Source organism: Sphingobium abikonense NBRC 16140, assembly GCF_001598335.1.
Lineage (GTDB): Bacteria > Pseudomonadota > Alphaproteobacteria > Sphingomonadales > Sphingomonadaceae > Sphingobium > Sphingobium abikonense.
The window spans coordinates 51,857-76,641 of sequence record NZ_BCYT01000006.1; the positions used below are offsets into that span (position 1 = coordinate 51,857).

Consider the following 24,785-nt stretch of genomic DNA (forward strand, 5'->3'; position numbering starts at 1 on the left):
GGAGACTGACGTGATTACTGTCCAGCGGGTGGCCAAGGCCGCCGGCAAGCATCTGACCCGGACCGCGCTGAAACTGCGCCAGGCGCTGGGCGCGCGCGCGTCGCGCGGCTGCCCGGCTTGTGGCAGGACGGTGGTGGGCTTCTTCCGCTATGGCGACAATCCCGAATGGGGTTGTCCGGCCTGCGGCGCATCCCCGCGCGAGCGGCTGATGAACTGGCTGATCGGGGAAGGGCGGCTGACCGTGCCGGTCGAGGGCTCGGTGCTGCACATGGCGCCTAATGAGGGCAGCCTGGTCCGCCGCTTTTCCACTGCCGCCGACTATGTCCCCGCCGATCTCGACCCCGCGCGCTACACGGTGCCGGCCATGCGGCGCGTCGACCTGATGGAACTGGCCGACGTCGATCGCTACGACCTGTTCTACGCCAGCCATGTGATGGAGCATGTGCCCGACGACATGGCGGTGCTGCGCAATGTCCTGCGCGCGTTGAAGCCGGGCGGCGAAGCCTGGTTGATCGTGCCATTATGGGACAAGCCGACCGAGGATGGCAGCTTCGCCATGCCCCCGCGCGAGCGGGAGCGGCGCTTTGGCCAGTGGGACCATGTCCGCCAATATGGCCCCGATTTTGCCGACCGCATCCGCGCGGCGGGTTTCGATCTGGAAGAGATTGACGCCAAGTCGATCGACCCCGATCTGCGCCATTTCTACGCGCTCGACGACCGGCTGTTTCGGGCGCGCAAGCCGCGATGAGCCGCCTTGCCCGGCTGGAGGGCAGCGCCCGTGTCCTGGCCCTGGTGAAACTGGCCAATGTCGGGCTGGTGCTGATCTGGGGCTTTGCCGTCACCTTCGTGTTCGTCCGCGTGCTGCCCATAGCGGAATTTCAGGCCTTCCTGCTGCTGGTCGCGTTCGGCAATTTCACCATTTCGGCGGAGTTCGGGCTCACCAGTATCATCTATGCCCGGTTGCGGAGGCACTGGCTGCAGCGCGGCGAACAGGCGGACGATGGCGGCTTCCGGCTGGAGGAAATGGGCGTGCTGTTCCTGTTCCTGGGGCTGCTGATGGCGGGCGGCACGCTGATCCTGCTGGTCGCGCTCGCCCTGGGCTGGCTGGCGACGGGCATGCCCCTGCTGTTCCTGCTCTTCTTTCTATCCGCTTGCCTCAACCTTCCGGCTTTGCTGGCGAAGCGCGCGCTTGCGGCGGTCGATGGCAATTTTCTGTGGGAGGCGCTCGATTGCGCGCGCCGGGTGCTCACCATCGCGCTGCTGCTGGCAATCCTTGCGGGCCTCGACCCCCGTCTGTCGGTGGCGCTGCAACTGGTTGCCAGCGCCGTCATGATCGGCATCGCCATCGGCCATGTTCATCGGCGGCTGGGAATGCGCGCCCATCACTGGCTGGCGGTGCGCGTGGGCGGCGGGCATGTCCGCCGCCACTATCTGCGCGACATTGGCGCGTCGGCGGCATTTACCGTGTCGGACATCATCGCCTATAATGCGCCCTATTTCACCATCGCGGCGGCGACGTCGGACGCGCGGCCGATGTTGGTGTTCGATTTCTTCTTCAAGATGGCGCGCGCCCTGTCGATGCTGGTCCGCGCCCTGGTGGAGGCGGCGCTGCCGCGCATCACCCGCGCCTATCATGCCGGCGACCGGCCGCGGCTGCGGCAATTGCTGGCCCGGGCGCTGGGTGCAGCCATGCTGTTCGCGCTGGCGCTGGCGGCGGTCCTGTGGGGTGCGGGCGACCGGTTGTTCTTGATCCTGTTCGATGGCCAGGCCAGCATCGACCGGGCGGACATCGGCCTCATCCTGCTGGCGCTCGCCGCGCTGACGGTGATCAGCGTGTCGGTCTATGTCCAGGCGGCGCTTGGCCGTTTCGCGCATCTGCTTGCCCGGTCGCTGCCCTTTCTTGCCGGTTCGCTGGCCAGCGCGCCGCTGGCGCTGCTGGTCTTCCCCGGCCGCTTCGATCTTGGCTTCCTGACACTTTACGCGCTCACACTCCTTGCGGTGGCGGCGCTGCATCTTCTCTCGCTCCGAAAGCTGGCGCGCGCATGAAAGTCGCGATGCTCGATCCGTCGCTTTTCACCGGGCGCTATGACGATAGCCTGTGCGCGGCGCTGGTTAGGGAGGGAGCGCAGGTGACGCTGCTCGGCCGCCCGATGCGCTCGACCGATGCCATCGAACCGCGGGGTTACAGCTATCGCCCCCATTTCTTCCGCCGCAGCGAGGCGCTGCGCGATCGGCTGGGCGAAGGGCGCGCCTTTCGCCTGGCGAAGGCGGCGGAATATGGGCTGACCTGCGCACTGGGCGACCTGCGTCCGCTGACGCCAGCCGATGTCGTCCATGTCCAATGGCTGCCGCTCGCGCCCGCCGACCGGCTGATGCTGCAGCGGCTGGCGGGCCGCGTGGCGCTGGTCCACACCGTCCACAATGCCGACGCCTATCATGCCGATGCCGGGGTTCAGGGGCGCGGTTATCGCGCGCTGCTCGACCGGTTCGCCGCCTTGATCGTGCATGGGGAAACGACGCGCGCCGCACTGATGGCGCAGGGCATCGACCCGGCCCGCATCCATGTGACGCCGCACCCGCCCATGCGCCTCGCGCCAGCCACGTCGGCGGACCTTGCCGCCGTGCCGCCCCCGCTGCTGCCGCGCCTGCTCTTTTTCGGCACCATACGCCCCTATAAGGGCGTGGACGTGCTGATCGACGCCTGCCTTTCTCTCTGGCGCGCGGGTCATCGCTTCGAACTGGCGATCGCGGGCAAGCCCTTCATCGACATGGCGCCGATGATCGACGCCGTGACGCGCGCCGGTTTCGCCGACCGGCTGGTCACGGACCTCGGCTTCCTGACCGAAGCCCGGCTCGACGCGCATATGGCGTGCGCGGACATGATCGTCTTTCCCTATCGCCATATCGATTCGAGCGGCGCATTTCTGTCCGCGCTCCATCATGGCAAGGCGATGGTGACGTCGGACGCGGGCATGTTCGGCCAGTTGCCGGAGGGCGTAGCCACCCGCGCACCGGCGGGGGACGCGCAGGCCTTGGGCCGGGCGCTCTTGCCCCTGATCAAAAGCGCCGCCATGACGCGGGAACAGGGCGCCCGTGCGCGCGCCTATGGAGAAACTATGGGGTCCTGGCGGGAAATGGCGGCAACGACGATCGGCATCTATCGGCGCGTGCTGGAGCAGCGGGCATGAACCGCTATCGCCGCGAACTGGGCGATCGGCTGCTGGCGATGCGGCTGGCGGCGGCGGGACGCGTCCACCAATATCCGGAGGTGCAGGCGCTGCGCCGGTTCCTCGCCAGCTTCGCCGTCGATTGCCTGTTCGATGTCGGAGCCAATCGCGGCCAATATGCGACGATGGCGCGCCGGGATGCGGGCTATAGGGGGCTCATCCTCTCCTTCGAGCCCAATCCCGATATTTTCGCGCTGCTGGAAAAGCGCGCCGCCGCCGATTCGCGCTGGCATGTATTCAACATGGCGCTGTCCGACTTCGACGGCACGGCCAGCTTCAACATCATGGCGGCCGACCAGTTCAGTTCGCTCAAAAAGCCGTCCGGCGCGCAGGACGCCATCTTTGCCGATCGCAACAAGGTGACAAAGACGGTCGAGATGCAATGCCGCCGGCTCGATACGCTGTTGCCCGACCTGATGGCACAGCATGGCTTTGCCCGGCCATTCCTCAAGATGGACACGCAGGGCCATGACCTGTCGGTATGTGAAGGCGCGGGGGATCAGATCGGCCGGATGCTGGGCGTCCAGACCGAACTGGGCGTGCGCCCCATTTATGACGGCGGAACCGGCTATCGCGCGATGATCGACTGGCTGGAGGCGCGCGATTTCGTGCCGTCCGCCTTCTTCGCCAATAACAAGGGGCATTTCCCGCTGCTGGTCGAAATGGACGGCATTTTCGTCAACCGGGCGCTGGTGCGCGACTGACCATGGGCGCGCCCGGATCGTTCGTGTCCGCGCGACGCCTGTTCCTGGTGGGGGCCTTGTGCCTGACGCTCTGGGTGCTTGGCACCTTCCTGTGGCATGTCACCTACCGGCAGGGGATCAGCCTCGCCGTCATCCTGCTGCTCGATCAGGATCTGCCCGCGCTGCTGGGCGCTCTGGCACTGCTGGCGCTCGCCGCGCCCTGGGCGGAAGGGCGCGGTTTCAGCCTGCCGCCCCCCACCGCGCGCATTGTGATACCGTTGGTCGTATTGCTGGGCCTTGCCGCCTGGACCGGCCATTATGCGCTGTTTCAGGATTATGCGATCAGCCGGGACGAGGAAGTCGCCCGCTTCGCCGCCGCCTATATGCGTGAGGGGCTGTTCGCCCGGCCCATCCCGATCGAGTGGGAACCCTATCGCCGGGCGATCATGCCGGAATTTTTCTCGCCCTTCGGCGCGGCGGATTACTGGACCGCCGCCTATCTGCCGGTGAACAGCGCGATCCAGGCTTTATTCTGGCAATTGGGCGATCCCAATCTCGCCGGGCCGGTGCTGCTCATGACCGGCCTTGTTGCGCTGTGGCGGGTTGCGCTGCGGCTGATGCCCGACCGGCCCGATGCGGTCTGGGTCACGCTGATCCTGGGCTTTTCATCGAGCCAGCTGTGGGTCACGGCGATGACGCCCTATGCGATGACCGGGCATTTCGCGCTCAATCTCGTCTGGCTGGCGCTGGTCCTGCGCGGCGGGTGGCTGGGCCATGGCGCGGCGGGGCTGGTGGCGCTGATCGCGGCGGGGCTGCATCAATGGCATTTCCCGCCCTTGTTCATCGCGCCCTTCATCCTGTGGATGCTGCTGGCGCGCCGCTGGGGAGTGGCGGCTTTCCATGCGCTGACTCTGGTGGCGATCGTCGTTGTTTGGGCCAAGCTGTGGCCGGGTTTCCTGTTGCATGCGCTGGGCGCGCCGGCGGATGTTCGCCCGTCGGCCGGCGTGGCGGACAAGGTCGGCAGCCTGTTTGAACGGCTGGGCGATCGCTGGCAGCCGCTGGTGAACCTCACCCGCTATATCGCCTGGAACAACATATTGATGGTGCCGCTCGCCGCGCTGAGCGTCGCCGCGATGCGATGGCGCGCGCTGCTGGCCGGGCGGGAAATCGCGCTGCCGCTGGCGCTGGGCTGCGTGGCGGGGTGCGGGCTGGCGTTGGCGCAGGGCTATGGCTGGGGCTTTCGCTATGCCCATGGCTTCATTGGTCCCTTCTGCCTGCTTGCCGGGCTGGGCTGGGCGCGTTTCCGCCTGCGGGACGTCATGCGGCCGGTGCTGATCGGGCTGCTCATCACCATCTTGTCGAGCGGCTATCTTGTCTGGCGGACCTACGAATTTGTCGCGCCCTATGCCGCCAGCCACCGGCTGATCGATTCCAGCGAAGCCGACGTCGTGCTGGTTGACCCGCGCGGCGGCCTCTATGTCACCGACCTGGTACGCGGGCGCAACGGCGTGCCGGGACGGCCGATGGTCATGAACCTTGGCATGCTGACGATCGAGCAGGTCGACGAACTGTGCCGTAATTATGTGGTGCAATTGTTCGAGCGCGCCGACTTCCGGCCGCTGGGCGTGCCGCTGGCGCGCTGGAACCTCGACCGCATGGACATGCTGCGCGCGCATATGAAGGATGCGGGCTGCGACAAGCCGGTGCAGCCGCCGCTGCCCCAGACCATGGAGGAGGCTTTCAACACCGCCGACAATGCCATGTAGCGAGGGGGGGAAGGGGCGTTACTGCCCCTTCACATAGACGCGCTTGCCGCCGATCCAGGTTTCGAGAACCTGTGTCGTGCGAATATCGGCTGGCTGCGCGGTTGAAATATCGCGGTCGATCAGCAGGAAGTCGGCGCGCTGGCCGGGCACCAGGCTGCCGAATTTCTTTTCCGCAAAGCCCGCATAGGCCGCCTGCCGGGTAAAGCCGTCGAGCGCCGCCTGAAAGCTCACGCGCTGCTGGGGCATCCATCCGCCAACCGGCTGACCTTTCGCATCCTCCCGCGACATGGCGACCGCGATGCCGGGGAAGGGATTGGGGCTTTCCACCGGCACGTCGGAGCCGAAGGCGAGAGGCACGCGATTGTCGAGCATCGTCTTCCACGCATAGGCGCCCGCCAGTCGCGCTTCGCCAAGCCGCGCCGTCGCCATGCGCCAGTCCGACGCCTCATGCACCGGCTGCATCGACGCGATCACGCCCAGCGGGCTGAAGCGCGGCAGGTCGGCCGGATCGATGATCTGCGCATGTTCGATGCGCCAGCGCCGGTCGCCCTTGTAGGTTTCGGCCAGTTCCTGGATCGCGTCCAGCGCCTCGCCATTGGCGGCATCGCCAATGGCGTGCATCGCGACTTGGAAATTGTCCATCGCCGCGCGGCTCATGATATTGCGCAATTGCGTGTCGGGGATCATCCGCAGCCCGCGCTGGCCCGGCGCATCGGCATAGTCGGCCTTCAGCCACGCCCCGCGCGATCCCAGCGCGCCGTCCAGCAACAGCTTGATCCCGCCCATGCGCAGATGGTCGTCATACAGCCACGGCGTCGGTTCCGGCCCGGCGATGAGCACCATATTGTCCAGCCCCATGGCGTAGGACATGATCCGCACGCGCAGCGCCCCGCGATCGGCCGACCGGCGAAACGCCTGCCAATCCTCGATGCTGGTGCCCATGTCGGCAATGCCGGTGATGCCCATCGACAGTAGCGCGCGCTGCGCCTTTTCCAGCGCCAGGTCGCGGTCCTTGGGCGCGGGCGGGGGCACGACCTTTTGCATCAGGTCCATCGCCCGGTCGACGAACACGCCCGCAGGCTTGCCGCCTGCCATTTCGATCCGCCCGCCCGCCGGCGCCTTGGTCGCGCCGGTGATTCCCGCCGCGCGGATGGCGGCGCTGTTGGCCCAGCCGGCATGGCCGTCCACCCGTTCCAGCCACACCGGAATATCGCTGACCGCCGCGTCCAGGTCAGCGGCGGTGGGGAACCGGCCCAGGCCCCATTGTTCCTGGTTCCAGCCCGTGCCGATGATCCATTTGCGGCCCGGATTGGCGGCGACATAGGCGCGGATCTTGTCCTGCGCCTGCGCCAGCGATGTCGTGTCCGACAGGTCGAGCGTGATGAGCGAGAGCCCATAGCCCATCACATGACCATGCGCGTCGATGAGGCCGGGGATCAGCGTCTTGCCGCCTGCATCCAGCTTGAACGCCAGCCCCTTGGGCGGTTCGGGCCATGGCTCGCCCTTCTTGCGTTTCTTGGGCCGCTTATATTCCGGTTCCTTGTACCGGCCCTCGATCAGCTTTTCGACCTTGCCGTCATCGTCGATCATCAGCGCGCCGAAGCGCACGATCCTGCCATTGGCGTCCAGCGCGACGCCGTTCACATTGTCGATGACGCCCGCCGCCAGGACCGGCGCCGGACACAGGGCGAGCGCGATCGCGGCGCTCGAAACGAAAATCTTCATGCTCGGGTCAATCTCCGCACCAATGCGCTGGTATCCTGCCGATGGCCGCCCATGGCCTGCACATCGGCGTAAAACTGGTCGATCATCGCCGTCACCGGCAATGTCGCGCCATTGGCGCGCGCTTCGTCGAGCGCGAGGCCCAGGTCCTTGCGCATCCAGTCGACGGCAAAGCCGAAGTCGAATTCGTCGCGCGCCATCGTCCCCCAATATCGGTCCATTTGCCAGCTTTGCGCCGCGCCGCCCGAAATCGCTTCGAACACCGCATCCAGATCCAGTTCCGCCGCCTGCGCGAACCGCAACGCTTCGGACAGGCCCTGGATAACGCCGGCAATGCAGATCTGGTTCACCATCTTGGCGGTCTGGCCCGCGCCCGCGCCGCCGACATGGACGATGCGGGTGGCATAGGCCTGCATCACGATCTTCGCCGCCGCGACCGCCGGCTCGCTGCCCCCGCACATGATGGCGAGCTTGCCGTCCTGCGCGCCCGAATGGCCGCCGGTGACGGGTGCGTCGACGCTGTGGATGCCCCGGCTTTCGCCCTCCACGAACAATTGCCGGGCGATGCGCGCGGACACGGTCGTATGGTCGATGAACAGGCCGCCGGGCTGCATGGATCGAAACGCGCCTTCTCGCCCCAGCGCCACCTGCGCCAGATCATCGTCGGTGCCCACGCAGCTGATGACGATGTCCGCATCCTCGGCTGCCTTGGCCGGGCTGATAGCGACCGCGCCGCCATAGGCTTCGGCCCAGCTTTTCGCCTTGCCGATGGATCGGTTGTAGACCGTCAGCTCATGCCCGGCCTTCGCCAGATGTCCTGCCATCGGAGCCCCCATGGTCCCAAGGCCGATAAACGCGATCCTAGCCATCCCGCCTCGTATCTTTGCGTGCTTGGACGTCCGCCATAGGGCCAGTGCCGGGACAGTTCCAGTTTCTTCGCAGCTGTTTTTCGTCTAGGGGGGCGGGCATGAATACGCTCGCGAAGATCGAAAGCGCCCTGCCGCTGCCCGTCACCGTCGATGACATATTGGCCGCCCGCACCCGCATTGCCGGGGCGATCGTCAAGACGCCGACGCTGATCAGCCAGACGCTGTCCGACATGCTGGGCTGCAAAGTCTATCTGAAGTTCGAAAACCTTCAGTTCACCGCCGCGTACAAGGAACGCGGCGCGCTCAACCGGCTGCTGCAACTGGACGATGCGTCAAAGGCGAAGGGCGTCATCGCCGCGTCGGCCGGCAATCATGCGCAGGGCCTGGCCTATCATGGCAAGCGTCTGGGCGTGCCCGTCACCATCGTGATGCCCACGACCACCCCGATCATCAAGGTGACGCAGACGCGCAGCCATGGCGCGACCGTGGTGCAATTTGGCGAGAAATTCGACGACGCCTATGCCCATGCCCGCGAGTTGGAAGCGCAGCAGGGGCTGACCTTCGTCCATCCCTTCGACGAACCCGACATCATCGCAGGACAGGGCACGGTCGCGCTCGAAATGCTGGAGGACGCGCCGGAAATCGACACGCTGGTCATCCCGATCGGCGGCGGAGGCCTGTTTTCGGGCATGGGCACGGCGGCGCGCGCGATGAAGCCGGACATTCGCCTGATTGGCGTGCAGGCCGAACTCTATCCGTCCATGTACGGCTTCATGAAAAGCACGGACCTCGCTTGCGACGGCGACACGCTGGCCGAGGGCATTGCCGTCAAGCAGCCCGGTTCGGTCACGCGCCGCTTTGTCGAACGGCTGGCCGACGACATTGTGCTGGTGAACGAGCGGCGGCTGGAAGAATCGCTCAGCCTGCTGCTCCAGATCGAAAAGACGGTGGTGGAAGGGGCTGGCGCGGCGGGCCTTGCCGCCTTGCTGACGCATCGCGATCAATTTGCCGGGCGCAGGGTCGGGCTGGTGTTGACGGGCGGCAATATCGACACGCGCCTGCTGGCCAATGTGCTGCTGCGCGACCTCGCCCGCTCGGGCCGGCTGGCGCGGCTGCGCATCATCTTGCAGGATCGGCCGGGCGCGCTGTTCAACGTCGCGCGCATCTTCGACCAGGAAGCGGTCAACATCCTCGAACTGTCGCATCAGCGCATCTTCACCAACCTGCCGGCCAAGGGCCTCAGCCTCGACGTCGAATGCGAAACGCGCGACCGCGACCATCTCCAGAACCTGCTCGGCGCGCTGCGCGCCGCCGGCTATGAGGTCGCGCCGATCGAGGTTGCATAATGGGACGGTCGGCCCCCATTTTTTGATAGTAAACGCGCTTTTATTGCGCGCGCGGGATCGGCATAACGAGCGCATGACGCAAGGGATTGACAGCACAGGACCGGGGGGAGAAGCGTGACCGCGCCGTTTCGCTTTCCGCGCTTCTTCGTCACCAATCCCAGCCCGTGCCCCTATTTGCCGGGCAAGAGCGAGCGCAAGGTTTTCACCGAATTGTCCGGCGACAATGCGGCGGAACTCAACGACGCGCTCGGCCGCATCGGCTTTCGCCGCAGCCAGAACGTGGCCTATCGGCCCAGCTGTGTCGATTGCACCGCCTGCGTGTCGGTGCGCGTGGTCACGCAGGAATTCCGTCCCAACGCGACGCAGCGCAAATTGCTGCGCCGAAACGAGGATCTGGTGGTCAGCGCGTGCAAGCCCTGGTCGACGGAGGAGCAGTTCGCCCTGCTTCAACGCTATCTCAACGCGCGTCATCCCGGCGGCGGTATGACCGAAATGGATGAAATGGACTTTGCCGACATGGTCGAACAGACCCCGGTCGACAGCCATGTCGTCGAATATCGCGAGCCGGGCCGCAACGGTCGGCCGGGCAAGCTGGTCGGCGCGTGCCTCACCGACCGGCAGGGCGATGGCCTGTCGATGATCTACAGTTTCTTCGATACCCAGTCGCCGGATCGTCCGGGCCTGGGCAACTATATCATCATGGACCATATCCTGCGCGCGGCCGCCGCCGACCTGCCTTATGTCTATCTGGGCTATTGGGTGAAGGGCGCGGCGCGGATGCAGTATAAGGTGCGGTATCAGCCGCTCGAAAAGCTGAGCCGCGACGGCTGGAAACGCTTTGACCCGACCGAAGCCGACACGGCCTCCGCTTTCGCCGGAGCCGATCGCGCGCCGCTGACGGCGGACCTGGCAACGATCCTGCGCAAATAGGCGGCCTGCCCGGACCAGGGTTTCGGGCAGGATAGACATAGGCAAAATCTTTAACCTTTTCCTCTAAATCCTTGTCCGAGGCAGAAATTTGCTTGGAGGGAGAAGGCGGTGGACCGGTTCGTTGACCGCCGGTTTTTGCAAGGGCTGGGCCTGGCTGGGCAGGACCATGCCAGCACGGATATGTCGCCATTGGCCGGCGGCATGCTGCCCTCCGCTCTGTTCGATACCCTCTCGCCGCTTGTAATACGATGGGTGGCGGATCGGCGGGGACGCCTGATCGGATGGTGGCCCGTTTCGGGGCCGTCCGTAAGCCCTCTCGTCGATCCCATTGGTCTGGGCTGGCGCGCTTTGCTGGATGCTGCGGACCGCCGCGCGCTGGTGGCCGCTGGCGCACAAAACCAGCCGCAACCTCTGATGATGACCATCGCGCTTGCGCCTGATGTCCGCCATTGGTGCCGCGTACAGATGCGCCGTCACGTCCTGGCAGACGGCGACTGGTGCTATTTCGGCACAGTGGAGGATGCGCAGCCCTATCAGGAGTTGCTGTCCGCCGCGGTTACTGAAAGCCGGGATCATTATCGCTGGTCGGTCGCGCTCAGCCCGCAGGTGCCCTGGACCGCGGCGCCGGACGGCGCGATCGAGGAAGTCGGGCCGCGCCTGGCGGAATTGACCGGCCTGTCGGACGACGAAGTGCGCGGCTTTGGCTGGATCAAGATGCTGCATCCCGACGATGCGCCGCATGTGCGGGCCGTTTGGGATCGCCATCTCGCTAGCGGCGAGCCGGTCGATGTCGACTATCGCGTGCGGTTGCGGTCGGGCGACTATCGCTGGATGCGCGCCTGTGCGGCCGCGCGCCGGGATGCAGATGGCCGCATCATCCGCTGGTATGGATCGCTGGAGGATGTGCATGAGCGTCACATGGCCGAGCGCAACCTTGCTGAAAGCGAGGAGCGGTTCCGGCTGGCGATCCAGTCCGCCGGGCTTGGCATATGGGATTTTGACAGCCGGACAGGGCAGCGTAGCTGGTCGCCGGAATTGCGCGCGATGCTGGGGGTGTCGCGCGATGTGGCGCCGACCGCCGAACTGGCGTTGTCGCTCGTCCATCCAGATGACCGTCCACGTTTGCAGACCAAGCTGGTCGCCGTGGCCGCTGGCGTCATGCCAGCACATTTTGAGGATATGCTGCGAATCTACCGCGCCACAGATGGCGCGCTGCGCTGGATCAAGAGCACGGGCTGGACGACGCAATGCGATACCGACCGGTCCTTTCGCATCATCATCACCTTCCTTGATGTAACCGAACAGCAGGACAGTGAGCAGCGTATTCGCTGGGCTGCATCGCATGACGCCATGACCCGGCTTCCCAACCGGTCCGCATGGCAACAAACGCTGGAATCCATGGCGCAAGCCGCACGCAGGTCCGGGGAGAGCTTCGCGCTGCTTCTGCTCGATATCGACGACCTCAAGCGCACCAATGACTCGCTGGGCCATGACGCGGGCGACGCGCTGCTCTGTGCGTTTGCCGAGCGGTTACAGGCGGCTGCGCCACCCGATGCCGTTATCGGCCGCCTGGGGGGCGATGAATTTGGCCTTTTGTCCAGCGCTCTGGGTGACGCCGCGCGGGTCGAAGCCTGGGGCAAGGCGCTGATCGAAACCCTGCGTCGACCGCATATGCATGAAGGGCGCTCGCTCGATTGCGGCGTCAGCATGGGCGCGGCGCTGTTCGGGGGCGACGCCGGCAGCGAAGGCGATGAACTGTTCAAGGCCGCGGATCTGGCGCTCTATGCGTCCAAGGCGGCCGGTCGCGGACGGCTGACGCTGTTCCACTCCACGTTGCGCGCCGAAGCCCAGCAACGCAGTTCCATGATCCACATGGCGCGCCAGGTTATCCACGATGACCTGATCATGCCTTATTACCAGCCCAAGGTCGATCTGCGCACCCGCATGATCACGGGCTATGAAGCTTTGTTGCGCTGGCGGCATCCGCGCTTGGGGGTGCAATCGCCCGGGTCCATCGCCGCCGCCTTCGACCATGGGGAAATCGCGGTCGGACTGACCCAGACGATGCTGGACAAGCTGCTGCGCGATATGGTCCGCTGGCTGGATGCCGGGCTTGATCCCGGCAGCGTCGCCTTCAACGCGTCGGCGGCGGACTTTACCCATGCGGGCTTTGCAGATTCGGTGCTGGAGCGCCTCGTCCAGGCGCATATCCCCACGCGCCATCTGGAAATAGAAGTCACGGAAACCGTGTTCCTGGGCCGGGGCGCGGATCAGGTTGCCACCGCCCTGCGCTGTTTCGCGAAGGAAGGGGTGCGGGTCGCGCTGGACGACTTCGGCACCGGCTATGCCTCGCTCAGCCACCTCAAACATTATCCGGTCGACGTGCTCAAGATCGACCGCAGTTTCGTCAGCAACATGGACAATGATGCGGGCGATGCGGCCATTGTCGATGCGATCGTGAAACTGGGCGACAGTTTCGGCATGGAAGTCGTGGCGGAGGGCGTGGAAACAGAAGGGCAGGCGCAGTTGCTGCTGGCCCATGGTTGCCCGATCGGCCAGGGGTTTCATCTGGGCCGGCCCCAGCCTTTCGACGCCATTACCGCCAGGATGCGCTGACGCCTTTTCCTGTCAGCCGCCGGTGTCGACCTGCGCCGGGCTGAACCGGTCGATCGCCTGGAATAGCTGGGTCAGCGCCTCGCGCTCCTCCGCCTCGATTTCCGGCCGCCATATCTCGAACAGCAGCACGACCCGCGTATCGGTGCTGCGGTTCCACGCTTCATGTTCGACACTGTCGTCGAACAACAGCATTTCGCCCCTGCGCCATGATCGTGTCTCTGCGCCGACTCGCAGCGCGCATCCGTCCGGCGTCAGCAGCGGCAGGTGGCAGATGAGGCGGGTGTTGAGCAGCCCGTGGTGCGGCTGGATGTGCGTGCCGGGTTTCAGCAGCGACCATAGCGCCATCGGCGATCGGCCGGCGATGACGGGAATGGGCGCCAGCGCGAGGGCAGCCATCACCGCCGGGCAGCGGTCCGCATTGGCGGCGACCTGCTCGCCATTCAGCCAGAAATAGAGCGCGCCCCAGCGATCATCGTCGCGCAAGGGGTTGTTGGGCGCTGGGCGCAGCGGCGACGTCTGGACATAGGGCGCGAAAGCGGCGTCCTCCTGCGCGCGGACCTGCTCCAGTTCTGCGACGATGGCGTCTGTCATCGCCTCCATCGGGGTGACCCAGTCGAACTCCGACCGCTCATAGAAAGCGCGCTGCGGCAGTCCGGGGAAATAGAACATGCTGGGCTGTTGCAGGAACAGGCTTTGTTTGCCCAGCAGCAGGTCGGTCGCCAATTGGATGCGGGGCAGGCGCGGCAGCCCCCCGATCGCATCCATCAGATGCTCTTCGAAAGTCCGGCTCGACCGCGCCACATAATCCTGCGCTTTCTGCAACAATGGCTGCAGCTGCGGTGGCGCGCCTGTGGCCGTGGCTTGGGCCAGCGCGGACCGATACCAGCTGGTCGCGCCGCGCGCGTCGCCCCGGCGATCGGCATTCTGGGCCATGGCCAGCATCGCGGGCAGATTGCGGATGTCCTGGTCTAGAATGCGTCGCAGCGCCGCCGCCTCGCCATCCAGGTCGCCGCTGCGATTGCAGGCCTGCGCCAGCAGCATAGGCGGCGGATCCTGCATTTCTCGCAAGCTTGCCAGGGCGCGCTGCGCATCGCCCTGCCGCAGCGCCGCCACAGCGGCGTCCGCCAGCGCCCGTTCCCGTTCCCCGCCTGTCATCGCGTCCGTCATCGCGCCTGTCTAGACGGGGTGGGGAGCCTGCGAAAGCGGCTTTATTCGGCCGGCGCTGCGATCATGGGAGGCGTCCGGTGCTGAATCGTGATTGCGATCAGAAACACTGCCAGTCCGCCCAGCGCCAGGCCGCTGCCGATCCAGCCGGTCGACACCAGCCCGTGGCCCGCCGCGATCGACAGGCCGCCCAGCCAGGGACCAAGCGCATTGGCGATGTTGAAGGCGCTGTGGTGCAGCGCGGCGGCCAGCGTCTGCGCATCGCCCGCCACATCCATCAGCCGCGCCTGCAACGGTGTGCCAAGGCCGCCGCCCAGGCCGATCATGAAGATGACGAGGCCCAGCGTCCAGACATTGCCCGCCATCAGCGGGAACAGCGCCAGCGACGCCGCGCTCCACAGCATGATGCCGATGACGGTCCGGTTAAGCGCGCGATCCGCCAGCCAGGCCGATGCCAGATTGCCCAATGTCATCCCCACGCCAAAGATGGAGAGCACCAGCGGCACATAGGCTTCCGACACATGCGTCACTTCGATCATGGTCGATGCGACATAGGTATAGACCGCAAACAGCCCGCCAAAGCCGATCGCGCCGGTCAGCAGCGTCAGCCAAACCTGCGGCCGCTGCAACGCGGTCAGCTCGCGCATCGGGCTGGCCTTGGGGTCGCCCTTGTCGCGCGGGGCATGGATGGCCACCAGCGTCACGGTGGCGATCGCCAGCACCGCGACGACGCCGAAACCCCAGCGCCAGCCAAGCGCCTGACCCATCCAGTTGGCCACCGGCACGCCGATGATCGTCGCGACCGTCAGGCCCGCGAACATGCGCGCAATCGCCTGCGCCCGCTTCTCGATCGGCACCAGGCTTGCGGCCACCAGCGCGGCGACGCCGAAATAGGCCCCGTGCGGGACACCCGACAGGAAGCGGAACAGCAGCATCCAGTGGTAGCTGGGCGAAAGCGCCGACAAGCCATTGGCCAGCGCGAACATCGCCATCAGGCCGATCAGCAGCGTGCGGCGCGGCAGACGCGCGCCAAAGGCAGCGATCACCGGCGCGCCGGCGACTACGCCCAGCGCATAGGCGCTGATCGCATGGCCCGCAGTCGGCGCATCGATGCCCAGGTCGCGCGCAAAGAAGGGCAGAAGGCTCATCGCCGCAAATTCGGTCGTGCCGATGGCGAAGGCGCCGACCGAAAGCGCGAACAGGACGAGCGCGGGACGCGCTTGATGAATTTGGGCGCTCATGGGAGGCTCCATGTTGCAGTGCAATATACAGAAGCGTCGCAAATGGGCGCGATGACAGCGCGGGTCAATGCCGCATTCGTATGACTTTCTTGCACTCGCCGGCGCAAAAGACGCAACCGCGCGACGATCAGGGGCATGGCGTGGTCGGCGGTATCGGCTATAGCGCCCGCCAGATGAGCAGCAACCAAGCACAGGGCGCGCACGATGCGCTGATCGGCACCGGGGCGGTGATGCTATCGCTCACGTCGATGAATTTGGGCGCGGCCTTCGCCAAGACGCTGTTTCCGCTGGTCGGCGCGCCGGGCGTCGCGGGGCTGCGGATCGTTCTGGCGGCGCTTTTACTCCTGTCCTTTCGCCGACCCTGGCGGCGGGCGGTGCCGCATGGCCTGCGCTGGCCGCTGCTCGCCTATGGCGCGACGCTCGCGCTCATGAACATGTCCATCTATCAGGCATTCGCGCGCATCCCGCTCGGCACCGCCATCGCCATCGAGGTGACGGGGCCGCTCGCCATCGTGCTGTTCGGATCGCGCCGTCCACGCGACTTCGTGTGGCTGGCCGCTGCGGTGGCGGGCCTGCTGATCCTGCTCCCCATTCGCGCCGACGCACGGCTTGATCCCATAGGCGTCGCCTTCGCCTGTGGCGCCGCCTTGTGCTGGGCGCTCTACATATTGGCCGGCAAGCGCGTGTCCGCCGGGATTGGCGGCGACGCCGTCGCCTGGGGGATGCTGGTCGCGGCGTTCATCATCAGTCCGGTCGCGGCGGGCGCGCTCGATAGCGCGGTCCATTCGCCGCATCTCCTGCTTGTCGCGCTCGCGGTCGCCTTCCTGTCCAGCGCCTTTCCCTATACGCTGGAAATGGACGCGATGCGGCGGCTGTCCGCGCCGGCCTTCGGGCTGCTACTCAGTTCGGCGCCCGCGATCGGCGCGCTGGCGGGCTTTGTGGTGCTGGGCGAGCGGCTGACGCCGATCCAGTGGATCGCGATGCTCAGCATCATGGTCGCCTCGGCCGGCAGCGCGCTCACCGCCGCGCCGAGGCCAAGGATTGAAACGACCCCGCTTTAGGCGCCGACCTTCGCCTTGCCGACATTCAGCATCTTGCCATTGGTGATGACGGCGATGTCGCCAATCTTGGTGACGCCAAACAGTTTCTTGGCAAAGGCCGTTGGCACGCCGATGCAGCCATGGGTGCCCCGCCCATATTCGACATCGCTGCCATGGATGAAGACGCCGTCGCTCGTCAGCCGCTGCGCATAGGGCATGGGCGCGTCATACAGGTTGGACACATGGTCCGCGTCCTTCTGCGTAATCGGGAAGGCGCCCAGCGGACTGGGCTTGTCCGTCGCGCCATAGAGGATGACCGCCGCGCCGATTTCATAGCCATCGCGGAACACCGACAGCGTCTCGGCCTTCAGGTCGATAGTGATGATGACCGGCCCGGTCGCGGGCGCACCCTTTTCGTCCCAGACATAATCGCCATGCCGAAACGGCCCGTCGATGGCCAGCACGCGCTTTACCGTCAGCGCGCGCGGGTCGATCTCCATCGGCTGGTCGCTGCGGCGCTCGATGGGTTGGGCGGCCGGGGTGCGGGCCGCGGCCTCCGCAGCGGGAGAGGCCGCCTGCGCGGCGCTCGGTTCAGCCTTGGGTGCCGCCGGTCGATCGAGCACATGCATCGCGCCCCACGCCGCCCCGCTCAGGCCCAGGACGATCACCAGCTTGGGACCGATGCTTTTCGCCATCGCGTTGAACCATGATGCCATCAGCAATCTCCTTGCGCCGCGCAGCCTAACAGGCAAAGGTTAAGTGAGGCCTTCCCGCACGACTTCGGCCGCTGCGATGGCCGTCAAATTGAGGATGCCGCGCGACGTGACGCCGGGCGTCAGCACGTGGATCGGCTTGGACAGGCCCATCAGCATCGGGCCGACCGTGGGCGAACTGGACGATGCCGACAGCGCCGTCAGCGTGATGTTGGCCGCGTCCAGATTGGGCATGACCAGCAGGTTCGCCGACCCTTCGAAGCGCGAATCGGGGATCAGCCTTTCGCGCAGCGCCTGGCTCAGCGCTGCGTCGGCATGCATTTCGCCGTCGACCGCCAGTTCAGGCGCCATGTCGCGCACCTTCTTGTAGGCGCGGCGCATTTTGCGCGCGCTGTCGGTGTGCGACGACCCGAAATTGGAGTGGGACAACAGGGCGACGCGGGGCTTCAGGCCAAAATGCGCGACCTCTGCGGCAGCCGCGACCGTCATTTCGGCGATTTGCTCGGTCGTCGGATCGGGCACCATATGCGTGTCGGTGATGAACAGCGCGCCAGCGTCCAGGATCAGGCCCGACAGCGCATAGACCCGGCTGTGGCTCGGCAGCCGGTCGATGATGCGCAGCACATGCTCGACCTGGCCCCAATATTCTGATCGCCCGCCGACCAGCGCGGCGTCGACCCGCCCGGTGCGCAGCAGCATCGCGGCGGTGACGGTCGGGCGGCGATAGACATGGCGCAATATCTCGTCCGCCGGCACGCCCTTGCGCGCGGCGACGGCGCGATAGGCCTCGACCAGTTCGCCCATGACCAGATGGTCGGTTTCCGGGTCGATCACCTCGACATCGCGATCGAGGTCAAAGCTCAGCCCCAGTTCGGGCAGTTTCTGTTCCAGGATGCGGCGGCGGCCGATGATGGTCGGGCGCACGATCCCTTCGTCCAGCGCGTCGCGGATCGCGCGCAGCACGCGGTCATCCTCACCCTCGCCATAGGCGATGCGCGTGCCGCTGCCGCGCGCGGCTTCGAACACGGGCAGCATCAATTGCCCCGACCTGGTGTTCTGGTGGGTCAGGCTGCGCTTGTAATCGTCGAGGTTCAGCGTCTTCTTCGCAACACCGCTGTCCATCGCGGCCTTCGCCACGGCCACAGCGATCTCGCCGATCAGGCGCGGATCGAAGGGCGTGGGGATGATATAGTCCGCGCCGAACACCAGCTTGCGCCCGCCATAGGCCTGCGCGACGCTGTCATGCGCTGGCATACGGGCCAAGGCGGCGATGGCGTCGGCGGCGGCGACCTTCATCGCTTCGTTGATCTGCGTCGCACCGACGTCCAGCGCGCCACGGAAGATATAGGGGAAGCACAGGACATTGTTGACCTGATTGGGATAGTCCGACCGGCCGGTCGCGATGATCGCGTCGGGCCGCACCTCGCGCGCGGCTTCGGGGCGGATTTCCGGCTCCGGGTTGGCGAGCGCGAAGATCAGCGGATTGGGCGCCATCAGCGGCAGCCATTCGGGCTTCAACACGCCCGGCGCCGACAGGCCCAGGAACAGGTTTGCCCCCGGCAGCACGTCAGGCAGGGTGCGGGCATTGGTGGCGCGGGCATAGCGCGCCATATTGGGCAACATGCCCTCGCGGCCTGCATGGATGACCCCGTCCTTGTCGGTCATCGTGACATTTTCAATGGGCAGGCCCATGGACACCAGCAGGTCGACGCAGGCCAGCGCCGCCGCGCCCGCGCCAGACGTCACCAGCTTCGCATCGGCGAGCGTCTTGCCCTGCAGCACCAGCGCGTTGCGCACGGCGGCGGCGACCACGATGGCGGTGCCATGCTGGTCATCGTGAAAGACCGGAATGTTCATCCGTTCCTTCAGCCGCCGCTCAATCTCGAAACATTCGGGCGCCTTGATATCTTCCAGGTTGATGCCGCCGAATGTCGGCTCCAGCAGCGCAACCGCCTCGACAAACTGGTCGGGATCGGTCGTGTCGACCTCGATATCGAACACGTCGATGTCGGCGAATTTTTTGAAGAGGACGGCCTTGCCCTCCATCACCGGCTTGGACGCCAGCGCGCCGATTGACCCCAGGCCCAAAACGGCCGTGCCGTTCGATATGACCGCGACCAGATTGCCGCGCGCGGTATAGTCCAGCGCCTTGTCGGGATCGGCGGCGATCTCGACGCAGGGCGCGGCGACGCCGGGCGAATAGGCCAGCGCCAGGTCGCGCTGGTTGACCATGCGCTTGGTCGGTTCGATGCGAAGCTTGCCGGGTTGCGGATAGCGGTGATAGTCGAGCGCGGCGCGGCGGGTATTGTCGTCCATGCGCGCGGCCTTAGAGGCTTGGTTCCGCTAGGGCAATGGCCGAACGGTCCCACGGCGGCACCGGCCCATAGAGCCCGGTCAGAAAGTCGATGAAGGCGCTGATCGCGCGCGGCGGATGGCTTTGCGGCAGGTGTACCGCGAACAATGCGACGTCGGCCGATCCGGCAAAGGCGGGCAGAACCTGCCGCAATTGCCCCGATGCCAGGGCGTCACTGACGTCCCAGAGCGATCGCAGCGCGATGCCGCCGCCCGCCAGCGTCAATTCGCGCACCAGTTCGCTGCTGTTGGTGCGCACATGGCTTTGCCCGTCGATGCTGACAGGTCCCTTGGGGCCGATCAGCCGCCAGGGCATCTGCCCGTCGGCGGCGAGCAATCTGTGCGTTTTGAGCGCCGCGATCGTGTCCGGCACGCCCTGACGATCGAGATAGCCCGGCGCGGCGCACAGGATGCGGCGGTTGGTGGCGAGCCGCGTTGCCGACAGGCCGCGCCCCGGATCGGCGGCGATGCGCAGCGCCAGGTCCGCCCGCCCGTCGATCAGGTCGACAAGGGCGTCCGACAGATCGATGGTCAGCGCGACCTTCGGATAGGCGTCGAGGAAATCCTGAAGATAGGGCGCCAGATGCATGCGTCCGAAGGAGGTGGGCGCGGTCACGCGCAGCGGACCGCTCACCATCGCCGACTGCCCCGAAACTCGCCGTTCCGCTTCATCCAGCGCCGCCAATATGCCCCGCAGGTCGGCATGCAGCCGCTCGCCCGCCGGGGTCAGCGCCATGCGCCGGGTCGTGCGGTGAAGCAGTTTCGCGCCAAGCCTCTCCTCCAGCCGCGCCAAGCGTTTCGACACCATCGCCGGGGAGATATGCAGCCGCCGCCCGGCCGCGGCCAGCCCGCCTTCATCGACGACGGTCACGAACAGGTCATGGTCGGGGTCCATCATATTATTTCACCGCAGGAATGACTATGTTCGCATAATAGCGTCTACACGGCATAATTGCGATAGGCTAGGGGTTGGGCGACATAGTGATGTTGAGAGAAGATCCATGACCGACCGCATGATCGACAAATCCGGCCTGATGGTCGCGCCGTCGCTCGCCGACTTCATCGAAACCCGCGCATTGCCCGGCACCGGGGTCGACCCGCAGGCCTTCTGGGCGGGGACAGCGGACATCCTCGCCCGCTTCGCGCCAGAGAATGCCGCTCTGCTGCGCAAGCGCGACTTCTTGCAGGCGCAGATCGACAGCTGGCACGAACAGCGCCGGGGTCAGCCCCATGACGCGGACGCCTATCAGGCCTTTCTGCGCGACATCGGTTATCTGGTGCCGGAACCCGCGCCCTTCACGATCGGCAGCCAGAATGTCGATGACGAAGTCGCCCGCCTTGCCGGGCCGCAGCTGGTCGTGCCGATCCTCAACGCCCGTTTCCTGCTCAACGCCGCCAATGCGCGCTGGGGCAGTCTCTATGACGCGCTCTACGGCACGGACGCCATTGCGGGCGCGCCTGCCGGCAAGGGCTATGACGCCGCACGCGGCGCGCAGGTCATCGGCTGGGCCAAGGCGTTCCTCGATGATGCCGTCCCGCTCGCCAGCGGTCGCTGGGCCGACCTGACCAGCGCCGACATCGTCCTGCGCGATCCCGCCCAGTTCATCGGCGCCAGCGAAAAGGGCAAGCTGTTCGGTCATAATGGCCTGCATATCGAGGTCGTTTTCGACCGCGACCATCCGATCGGCGCGACCGACTCGGCCGGCATCGCCGACGTCATCCTCGAATCCGCGCTAACCGCGATTTGCGATCTGGAAGATTCCGTCGCCGCCGTCGACGCGCAGGACAAGGTCGCCGCCTATGCCAACTGGCTGGGCCTGATGCGCGGCGACCTCACGGACACGTTCGAGAAGGGCGGCGCGATGATGACCCGCGCGCTCAACCCCGACCGCACCTACTCAGCGCCGGACGGCAGCAGCTTCACGCTGCCGGGTCGCAGCCTGCTGTTCGTCCGCAATGTCGGCCATCTGATGACGACGCCCGCCGTCCGTCTGCCCAATGGCGACGACGCGCCCGAAGGCATTATCGACGGCATCGTCACCAGCCTGATCGCGCTGCACGACCTCAACCGCCGCGCGAATAGCGATCGGGCCAACAGCCGCGCCGGCAGCGTCTATATCGTCAAGCCAAAGATGCACGGGCCGGACGAGGCGGCCTTCACCAACAGCCTGTTCGACGCGATCGAGGATATGCTCGGCATGGCGCGCCATACGATCAAGGTCGGCGTCATGGATGAGGAACGCCGCACATCGGCAAATCTCGCCGCCTGCATCCATGCGGTGAAGGACCGGATCGTCTTCATCAACACCGGCTTCCTCGATCGCACCGGCGATGAAATGCACACGTCGATGCAGGCCGGTCCCATGATCCGCAAGGGCGAGATGAAGTCGAGCGACTGGATCACCGGTTATGAGGATCGCAATGTCCAGATCGGCCTTGCCTGCGGCCTCAGCGGCCGGGCGCAGATCGGCAAGGGCATGTGGGCCGCGCCCGACCGCATGGCCGACATGCTGGACCAGAAGGTCGGCCATCCGATGAGCGGCGCCAATACCGCCTGGGTGCCATCGCCCACCGCCGCGACGCTGCACGCCACCCATTATCACCGCGTCGACGTCTTCGCGCGCCAGGCGGAGCGCGCGCGCGAAAGCGTGACGCCGCTAGACACGCTGCTGACCATCCCCGTCGCCGTCGGTCGCAATTTTTCGGAGCAAGAGATTGCGCAGGAACTGGACAATAATGCGCAGGGCATACTCGGCTATGTCGTCCGCTGGGTCGATCAGGGGATCGGCTGTTCCAAGGTGCCCGATATTCACGACATCGGCCTGATGGAGGATCGGGCGACGCTGCGCATTTCGTCACAGCATATGGCCAACTGGCTGCTGCACGGTATCTGCACGGCGGAGCAGATCGACGCCGCCTTCATGCGCATGGCGGCGAAAGTTGACGCGCAAAATGCGGGCGATCCGCTCTATCAACCTATGCACGGTCGGGAAGGGGAAAGCATTGCCTATCAGGCGGCCCGCGCGCTGGTGTTCGAAGGGGTCGATCAGCCCAGCGGCTATACCGAACCGCTGCTTCACGCCTTCCGCGCGAAAAAGAAGGCGCAGTTGCTGGAAGACGCCTGAGAAAACCATCGTGAAGGGCAAGACATAGGCCCGACCTTGGCAACCATCCCCTGCTGCGTTAGCCACCATGTTCCGCAGCACGGGAAGGACCGTCATGACCATCATCGTCCATCATCTCAATAACAGCCGGTCGCAACGCATCCTCTGGCTGCTGGAGGAACTGGGCGAGCCCTATGAGGTGCGGCGCTATGAACGCGATGCAAAGACCATGCGCGCGCCCGCCTCGCTGCGCGCTGTTCACCCGCTCGGCCGGTCGCCGGTGGTGGAGGTTGATGGTCACCGCCTGATCGAAACGGGCGCGATCATGGACTATCTTGTCGCGCGATCGGGCAATCGCTTCGGCGCGCCGGCGGAGGCGGACAAAGCGATCCGCTATCGCCAATATATGCATTATGCCGAAGGGTCGATGATGCCCCCGCTGCTGGCCCTGCTGGTGGTCGGGAAGCTCGGCCTGCTCGGCCGCCCCGCCAGGCCCACCGTGCAGAAAATGCTCGACGATCATCTCGACTGGCTGGAAACCGAACTGGCGAGCCGCCCTTATTTCGCTGGTGACGCCTTCACCGCCGCCGACATGATGATGAGCTTTCCGCTGGAAGCATCCCGCGCGCGCGGCGGCCTTGATGATAGCCGTCCGCATCTCATGCGCTGGTTGAAGGAGATGCACGATCGCCCCGCCTATCAGGCTGCTTTGGCGGCGGGTGGCCCCTATGCCTACGCCTGATCGCCGCGCTGTCCTTCGCCTTGCAGCTGTCGGCATCGGTGTCGGCATGGTCAGCCCGCGCCTGTTCGCGCAGGAAAAAGCGGCAGAGGCGCTCGCGTCCCTGACTGGCGACATCAGGCCGATCGGAAAGGCGGAGCGCGCCGGTCGCCTTGCCCGTGCGCAGGCGATGATGCAGCGGGACGGCATCGACGCGCTGCTGATCGAACCGGGCGCCAGCCTCATTTATTATAGCGGCATCCGCTGGCATCGCAGCGAGCGGCTTACCGCGCTGGTCATCCCGGCCAGCGGCGCGCCGCTCGTCGTCTGTCCCTTTTTCGAGAAACCCTCGATCGACGAATCGCTCTCCATCCCTGCCGAGGTCCGCGTCTGGCAGGAGCATGAAAGCCCCTGTGCGCCCATTGCCGACTTCCTGTCGGCGAAGGGATTCGCCAAGGGGCGCATTGGGATCGAGGAAAGCGTGCGCTACTTCGCGGTCGACGGTTTGAAGGATGCCATGCCCGCCGCCACGCTGGTGAAGGACCCCGTCACCCGGGCGCTGCGCATGCGCAAGACCGCCGCCGAAATCGCCCTGATGCAAAAGGCGGCCGATGTCACCATGGCCGCCTATCGCTGGACCTATCCGCAAGTGCGCGCGGGCATGACGCCAGCGGATATCGGTGCGCTCATGACTGCGGCGACGAAGCAACTGGGCGGAAAGGTCGAATTCAACCTCGTCCTGCTGGGCGAGGCGGCCGCCTATCCCCATGGCTCGGGCAAGCCGCAGGCGGTGCGCGCGGGCGACGTGGTGCTGATGGATTGCGGCTGCACCGTCGAGGATTATCAGTCCGATATCAGCCGCAGCTGGGTTCATGACGCCACTCCGACAGCGCAGCAACGCAAAGTCTGGAACGATGTGGCGCAGGGTCAGAAGATCGCTTTCGCCACGGCCCGGTTGGGCGCACCCGCTGGCGCGGTCGATGACGCGGTGCGCGGCTGGTATGAGACGCAGGGCTATGGCCCCGGCTATGCGCTTCCGGGCCTGTCCCATCGCACCGGCCACGGCATCGGTATGGAAGGGCATGAGCCAGTCAACCTCGTCCATGGCGAAACGACAAAGCTGGACGTCGGCATGTGCTTTTCCAACGAACCGGGCCTCTATCTCCCCGGCACCATGGGCATCCGCATGGAGGACTGTTTCCACATGACCGTGCAGGGCCCCGCCTGGTTCTCAAAACCACCCATGACGATCGAGCAGCCGATTGGTTAAAGCCGTCGTCCGCTAGGAACGCAG

At 66.0% G+C, this 24,785-nt stretch carries 19 protein-coding genes; 12 read left to right on the forward strand and 7 right to left on the reverse strand.

All coding sequences use genetic code 11. The features are described 5' to 3' along the window. The first annotated feature begins 10 nt into the window (after positions 1-10). The 5 genes from SAB01S_RS08940 to SAB01S_RS08960 are packed head-to-tail and all read left to right on the forward strand — an operon-like array spanning position 11 to position 5,676. A complete protein-coding gene (locus SAB01S_RS08940; RefSeq protein ID WP_062732698.1) occupies positions 11-748 on the forward strand; it encodes a class I SAM-dependent methyltransferase in 738 nt (245 codons plus the stop codon). Continuing rightward, on the forward strand, positions 745-2,046 hold the full coding sequence (locus SAB01S_RS08945) for a hypothetical protein (protein ID WP_083951250.1): 1,302 nt from the start codon (positions 745-747) through the stop codon (positions 2,044-2,046). Before SAB01S_RS08940 ends, SAB01S_RS08945 begins: the two co-directional genes overlap by 4 nt. Further along, on the forward strand, positions 2,043-3,188 hold the full coding sequence (locus SAB01S_RS08950) for a glycosyltransferase family 4 protein (RefSeq protein WP_062732699.1): 1,146 nt from the start codon (positions 2,043-2,045) through the stop codon (positions 3,186-3,188). Before SAB01S_RS08945 ends, SAB01S_RS08950 begins: the two co-directional genes overlap by 4 nt. Beyond that, on the forward strand, positions 3,185-3,931 hold the full coding sequence (locus SAB01S_RS08955) for an FkbM family methyltransferase (protein WP_062732700.1): 747 nt from the start codon (positions 3,185-3,187) through the stop codon (positions 3,929-3,931). The genes SAB01S_RS08950 and SAB01S_RS08955 overlap by 4 nt, the downstream gene beginning before the upstream one ends. 2 nt (positions 3,932-3,933) lie before the next feature. Beyond that, complete coding sequence (locus SAB01S_RS08960; RefSeq protein ID WP_062732701.1) at positions 3,934-5,676, forward strand: hypothetical protein; 1,743 nt, start codon at positions 3,934-3,936, stop codon at positions 5,674-5,676. Between the two features lie 18 nt (positions 5,677-5,694). Here the strand turns inward: SAB01S_RS08960 and SAB01S_RS08965 are convergent, their stop codons facing one another. Beyond that, the gene (locus tag SAB01S_RS08965) at positions 5,695-7,401 is read right to left on the reverse strand and encodes an amidohydrolase (RefSeq protein ID WP_062732702.1); all 1,707 of its coding nucleotides are present in this window, start codon (positions 7,399-7,401) and stop codon (positions 5,695-5,697) included. After that, on the reverse strand, positions 7,398-8,267 hold the full coding sequence (locus tag SAB01S_RS08970) for an NAD(P)-dependent oxidoreductase (RefSeq protein WP_062732703.1): 870 nt from the start codon (positions 8,265-8,267) through the stop codon (positions 7,398-7,400). The genes SAB01S_RS08965 and SAB01S_RS08970 overlap by 4 nt, the downstream gene beginning before the upstream one ends. A gap of 98 nt (positions 8,268-8,365) precedes the next feature. On the opposite strand from SAB01S_RS08970, the gene SAB01S_RS08975 reads away from it, so the two are divergent. The 3 genes from SAB01S_RS08975 to SAB01S_RS08985 all read left to right on the forward strand — a co-directional run bounded on the left by SAB01S_RS08975 (position 8,366) and on the right by SAB01S_RS08985 (position 13,159). After that, positions 8,366-9,613: a threonine ammonia-lyase gene (locus SAB01S_RS08975; RefSeq protein ID WP_062732704.1), complete on the forward strand. Its 1,248-nt coding sequence runs from the start codon at positions 8,366-8,368 to the stop codon at positions 9,611-9,613. A 114-nt stretch (positions 9,614-9,727) separates the two neighbouring features. Beyond that, positions 9,728-10,543 (forward strand): arginyltransferase, encoded by an 816-nt coding sequence (locus SAB01S_RS08980; protein WP_021224860.1) that lies wholly within the window; start codon positions 9,728-9,730, stop codon positions 10,541-10,543. A gap of 108 nt (positions 10,544-10,651) precedes the next feature. Further along, on the forward strand, positions 10,652-13,159 hold the full coding sequence (locus SAB01S_RS08985) for a putative bifunctional diguanylate cyclase/phosphodiesterase (RefSeq protein WP_062732705.1): 2,508 nt from the start codon (positions 10,652-10,654) through the stop codon (positions 13,157-13,159). 12 nt (positions 13,160-13,171) lie between these two features. On the opposite strand, the gene SAB01S_RS08990 is transcribed toward SAB01S_RS08985, so the two are convergent. After that, positions 13,172-14,314, reverse strand: a complete 1,143-nt coding sequence (locus tag SAB01S_RS08990) for an aspartyl/asparaginyl beta-hydroxylase domain-containing protein (protein WP_062732849.1) — start codon at positions 14,312-14,314, stop codon at positions 13,172-13,174. Positions 14,315-14,367: 53 nt separating this feature from the next. Continuing rightward, positions 14,368-15,564: an MFS transporter gene (locus SAB01S_RS08995; protein ID WP_157078304.1), complete on the reverse strand. Its 1,197-nt coding sequence runs from the start codon at positions 15,562-15,564 to the stop codon at positions 14,368-14,370. A gap of 80 nt (positions 15,565-15,644) precedes the next feature. Between SAB01S_RS08995 and SAB01S_RS09000 the strand changes: the two genes are divergently transcribed. After that, positions 15,645-16,625: an EamA family transporter gene (locus tag SAB01S_RS09000; RefSeq protein WP_439646662.1), complete on the forward strand. Its 981-nt coding sequence runs from the start codon at positions 15,645-15,647 to the stop codon at positions 16,623-16,625. On the opposite strand, the gene SAB01S_RS09005 is transcribed toward SAB01S_RS09000, so the two are convergent. From SAB01S_RS09005 to SAB01S_RS09015, 3 genes are read right to left on the reverse strand one after another with little or no spacing between them, the layout of a single operon-like run. Then, positions 16,622-17,320: a L,D-transpeptidase family protein gene (locus tag SAB01S_RS09005; protein WP_062732707.1), complete on the reverse strand. Its 699-nt coding sequence runs from the start codon at positions 17,318-17,320 to the stop codon at positions 16,622-16,624. The two genes, SAB01S_RS09000 and SAB01S_RS09005, sit on opposite strands and share 4 nt — an antisense overlap. A gap of 39 nt (positions 17,321-17,359) precedes the next feature. Next, positions 17,360-19,633, reverse strand: a complete 2,274-nt coding sequence (locus tag SAB01S_RS09010; protein WP_062732708.1) for an NADP-dependent malic enzyme — start codon at positions 19,631-19,633, stop codon at positions 17,360-17,362. A 10-nt stretch (positions 19,634-19,643) separates the two neighbouring features. Beyond that, positions 19,644-20,567, reverse strand: a complete 924-nt coding sequence (locus tag SAB01S_RS09015) for a LysR family transcriptional regulator (RefSeq protein WP_062732709.1) — start codon at positions 20,565-20,567, stop codon at positions 19,644-19,646. 103 nt (positions 20,568-20,670) lie between these two features. Here SAB01S_RS09015 and SAB01S_RS09020 point away from each other — a divergent pair, with 103 nt between their 5' ends. From SAB01S_RS09020 to SAB01S_RS09030, 3 genes are all read left to right on the forward strand, one after another. Then, on the forward strand, positions 20,671-22,794 hold the full coding sequence (locus SAB01S_RS09020) for a malate synthase G (protein WP_062732710.1): 2,124 nt from the start codon (positions 20,671-20,673) through the stop codon (positions 22,792-22,794). 94 nt (positions 22,795-22,888) lie between these two features. Continuing rightward, a complete protein-coding gene (locus SAB01S_RS09025; RefSeq protein ID WP_062732711.1) occupies positions 22,889-23,515 on the forward strand; it encodes a glutathione S-transferase family protein in 627 nt (208 codons plus the stop codon). Continuing rightward, the gene (locus tag SAB01S_RS09030) at positions 23,502-24,761 is read left to right on the forward strand and encodes a M24 family metallopeptidase (RefSeq protein ID WP_062732712.1); all 1,260 of its coding nucleotides are present in this window, start codon (positions 23,502-23,504) and stop codon (positions 24,759-24,761) included. Before SAB01S_RS09025 ends, SAB01S_RS09030 begins: the two co-directional genes overlap by 14 nt. Positions 24,762-24,785: the final 24 nt, after the last annotated feature.

Excerpts from the sequence above, each read along its gene's own strand:
- SAB01S_RS08945 (WP_083951250.1), top strand. The coding sequence starts at position 745 with ATGAGCCGCCTTGCCCGGCTGGAGGGCAGCGCCCGTGTCCTGGCCCTG.
- SAB01S_RS08950 (WP_062732699.1), top strand. The coding sequence starts at position 2,043 with ATGAAAGTCGCGATGCTCGATCCGTCGCTTTTCACCGGGCGCTATGAC.
- SAB01S_RS08955 (WP_062732700.1), top strand. The coding sequence starts at position 3,185 with ATGAACCGCTATCGCCGCGAACTGGGCGATCGGCTGCTGGCGATGCGG.
- SAB01S_RS08960 (WP_062732701.1), top strand. The coding sequence starts at position 3,934 with ATGGGCGCGCCCGGATCGTTCGTGTCCGCGCGACGCCTGTTCCTGGTG.
- SAB01S_RS08965 (WP_062732702.1), bottom strand. The coding sequence starts at position 7,401 with ATGAAGATTTTCGTTTCGAGCGCCGCGATCGCGCTCGCCCTGTGTCCG.
- SAB01S_RS08970 (WP_062732703.1), bottom strand. The coding sequence starts at position 8,267 with ATGGCTAGGATCGCGTTTATCGGCCTTGGGACCATGGGGGCTCCGATG.
- SAB01S_RS08975 (WP_062732704.1), top strand. The coding sequence starts at position 8,366 with ATGAATACGCTCGCGAAGATCGAAAGCGCCCTGCCGCTGCCCGTCACC.
- SAB01S_RS08990 (WP_062732849.1), bottom strand. The coding sequence starts at position 14,314 with ATGACAGGCGGGGAACGGGAACGGGCGCTGGCGGACGCCGCTGTGGCG.
- SAB01S_RS08995 (WP_157078304.1), bottom strand. The coding sequence starts at position 15,564 with ATGAGCGCCCAAATTCATCAAGCGCGTCCCGCGCTCGTCCTGTTCGCG.
- SAB01S_RS09000 (WP_439646662.1), top strand. The coding sequence starts at position 15,645 with ATGACTTTCTTGCACTCGCCGGCGCAAAAGACGCAACCGCGCGACGAT.
- SAB01S_RS09005 (WP_062732707.1), bottom strand. The coding sequence starts at position 17,320 with ATGGCATCATGGTTCAACGCGATGGCGAAAAGCATCGGTCCCAAGCTG.
- SAB01S_RS09010 (WP_062732708.1), bottom strand. The coding sequence starts at position 19,633 with ATGGACGACAATACCCGCCGCGCCGCGCTCGACTATCACCGCTATCCG.
- SAB01S_RS09015 (WP_062732709.1), bottom strand. The coding sequence starts at position 20,567 with ATGATGGACCCCGACCATGACCTGTTCGTGACCGTCGTCGATGAAGGC.
- SAB01S_RS09020 (WP_062732710.1), top strand. The coding sequence starts at position 20,671 with ATGACCGACCGCATGATCGACAAATCCGGCCTGATGGTCGCGCCGTCG.
- SAB01S_RS09025 (WP_062732711.1), top strand. The coding sequence starts at position 22,889 with ATGACCATCATCGTCCATCATCTCAATAACAGCCGGTCGCAACGCATC.
- SAB01S_RS09030 (WP_062732712.1), top strand. The coding sequence starts at position 23,502 with ATGCCTACGCCTGATCGCCGCGCTGTCCTTCGCCTTGCAGCTGTCGGC.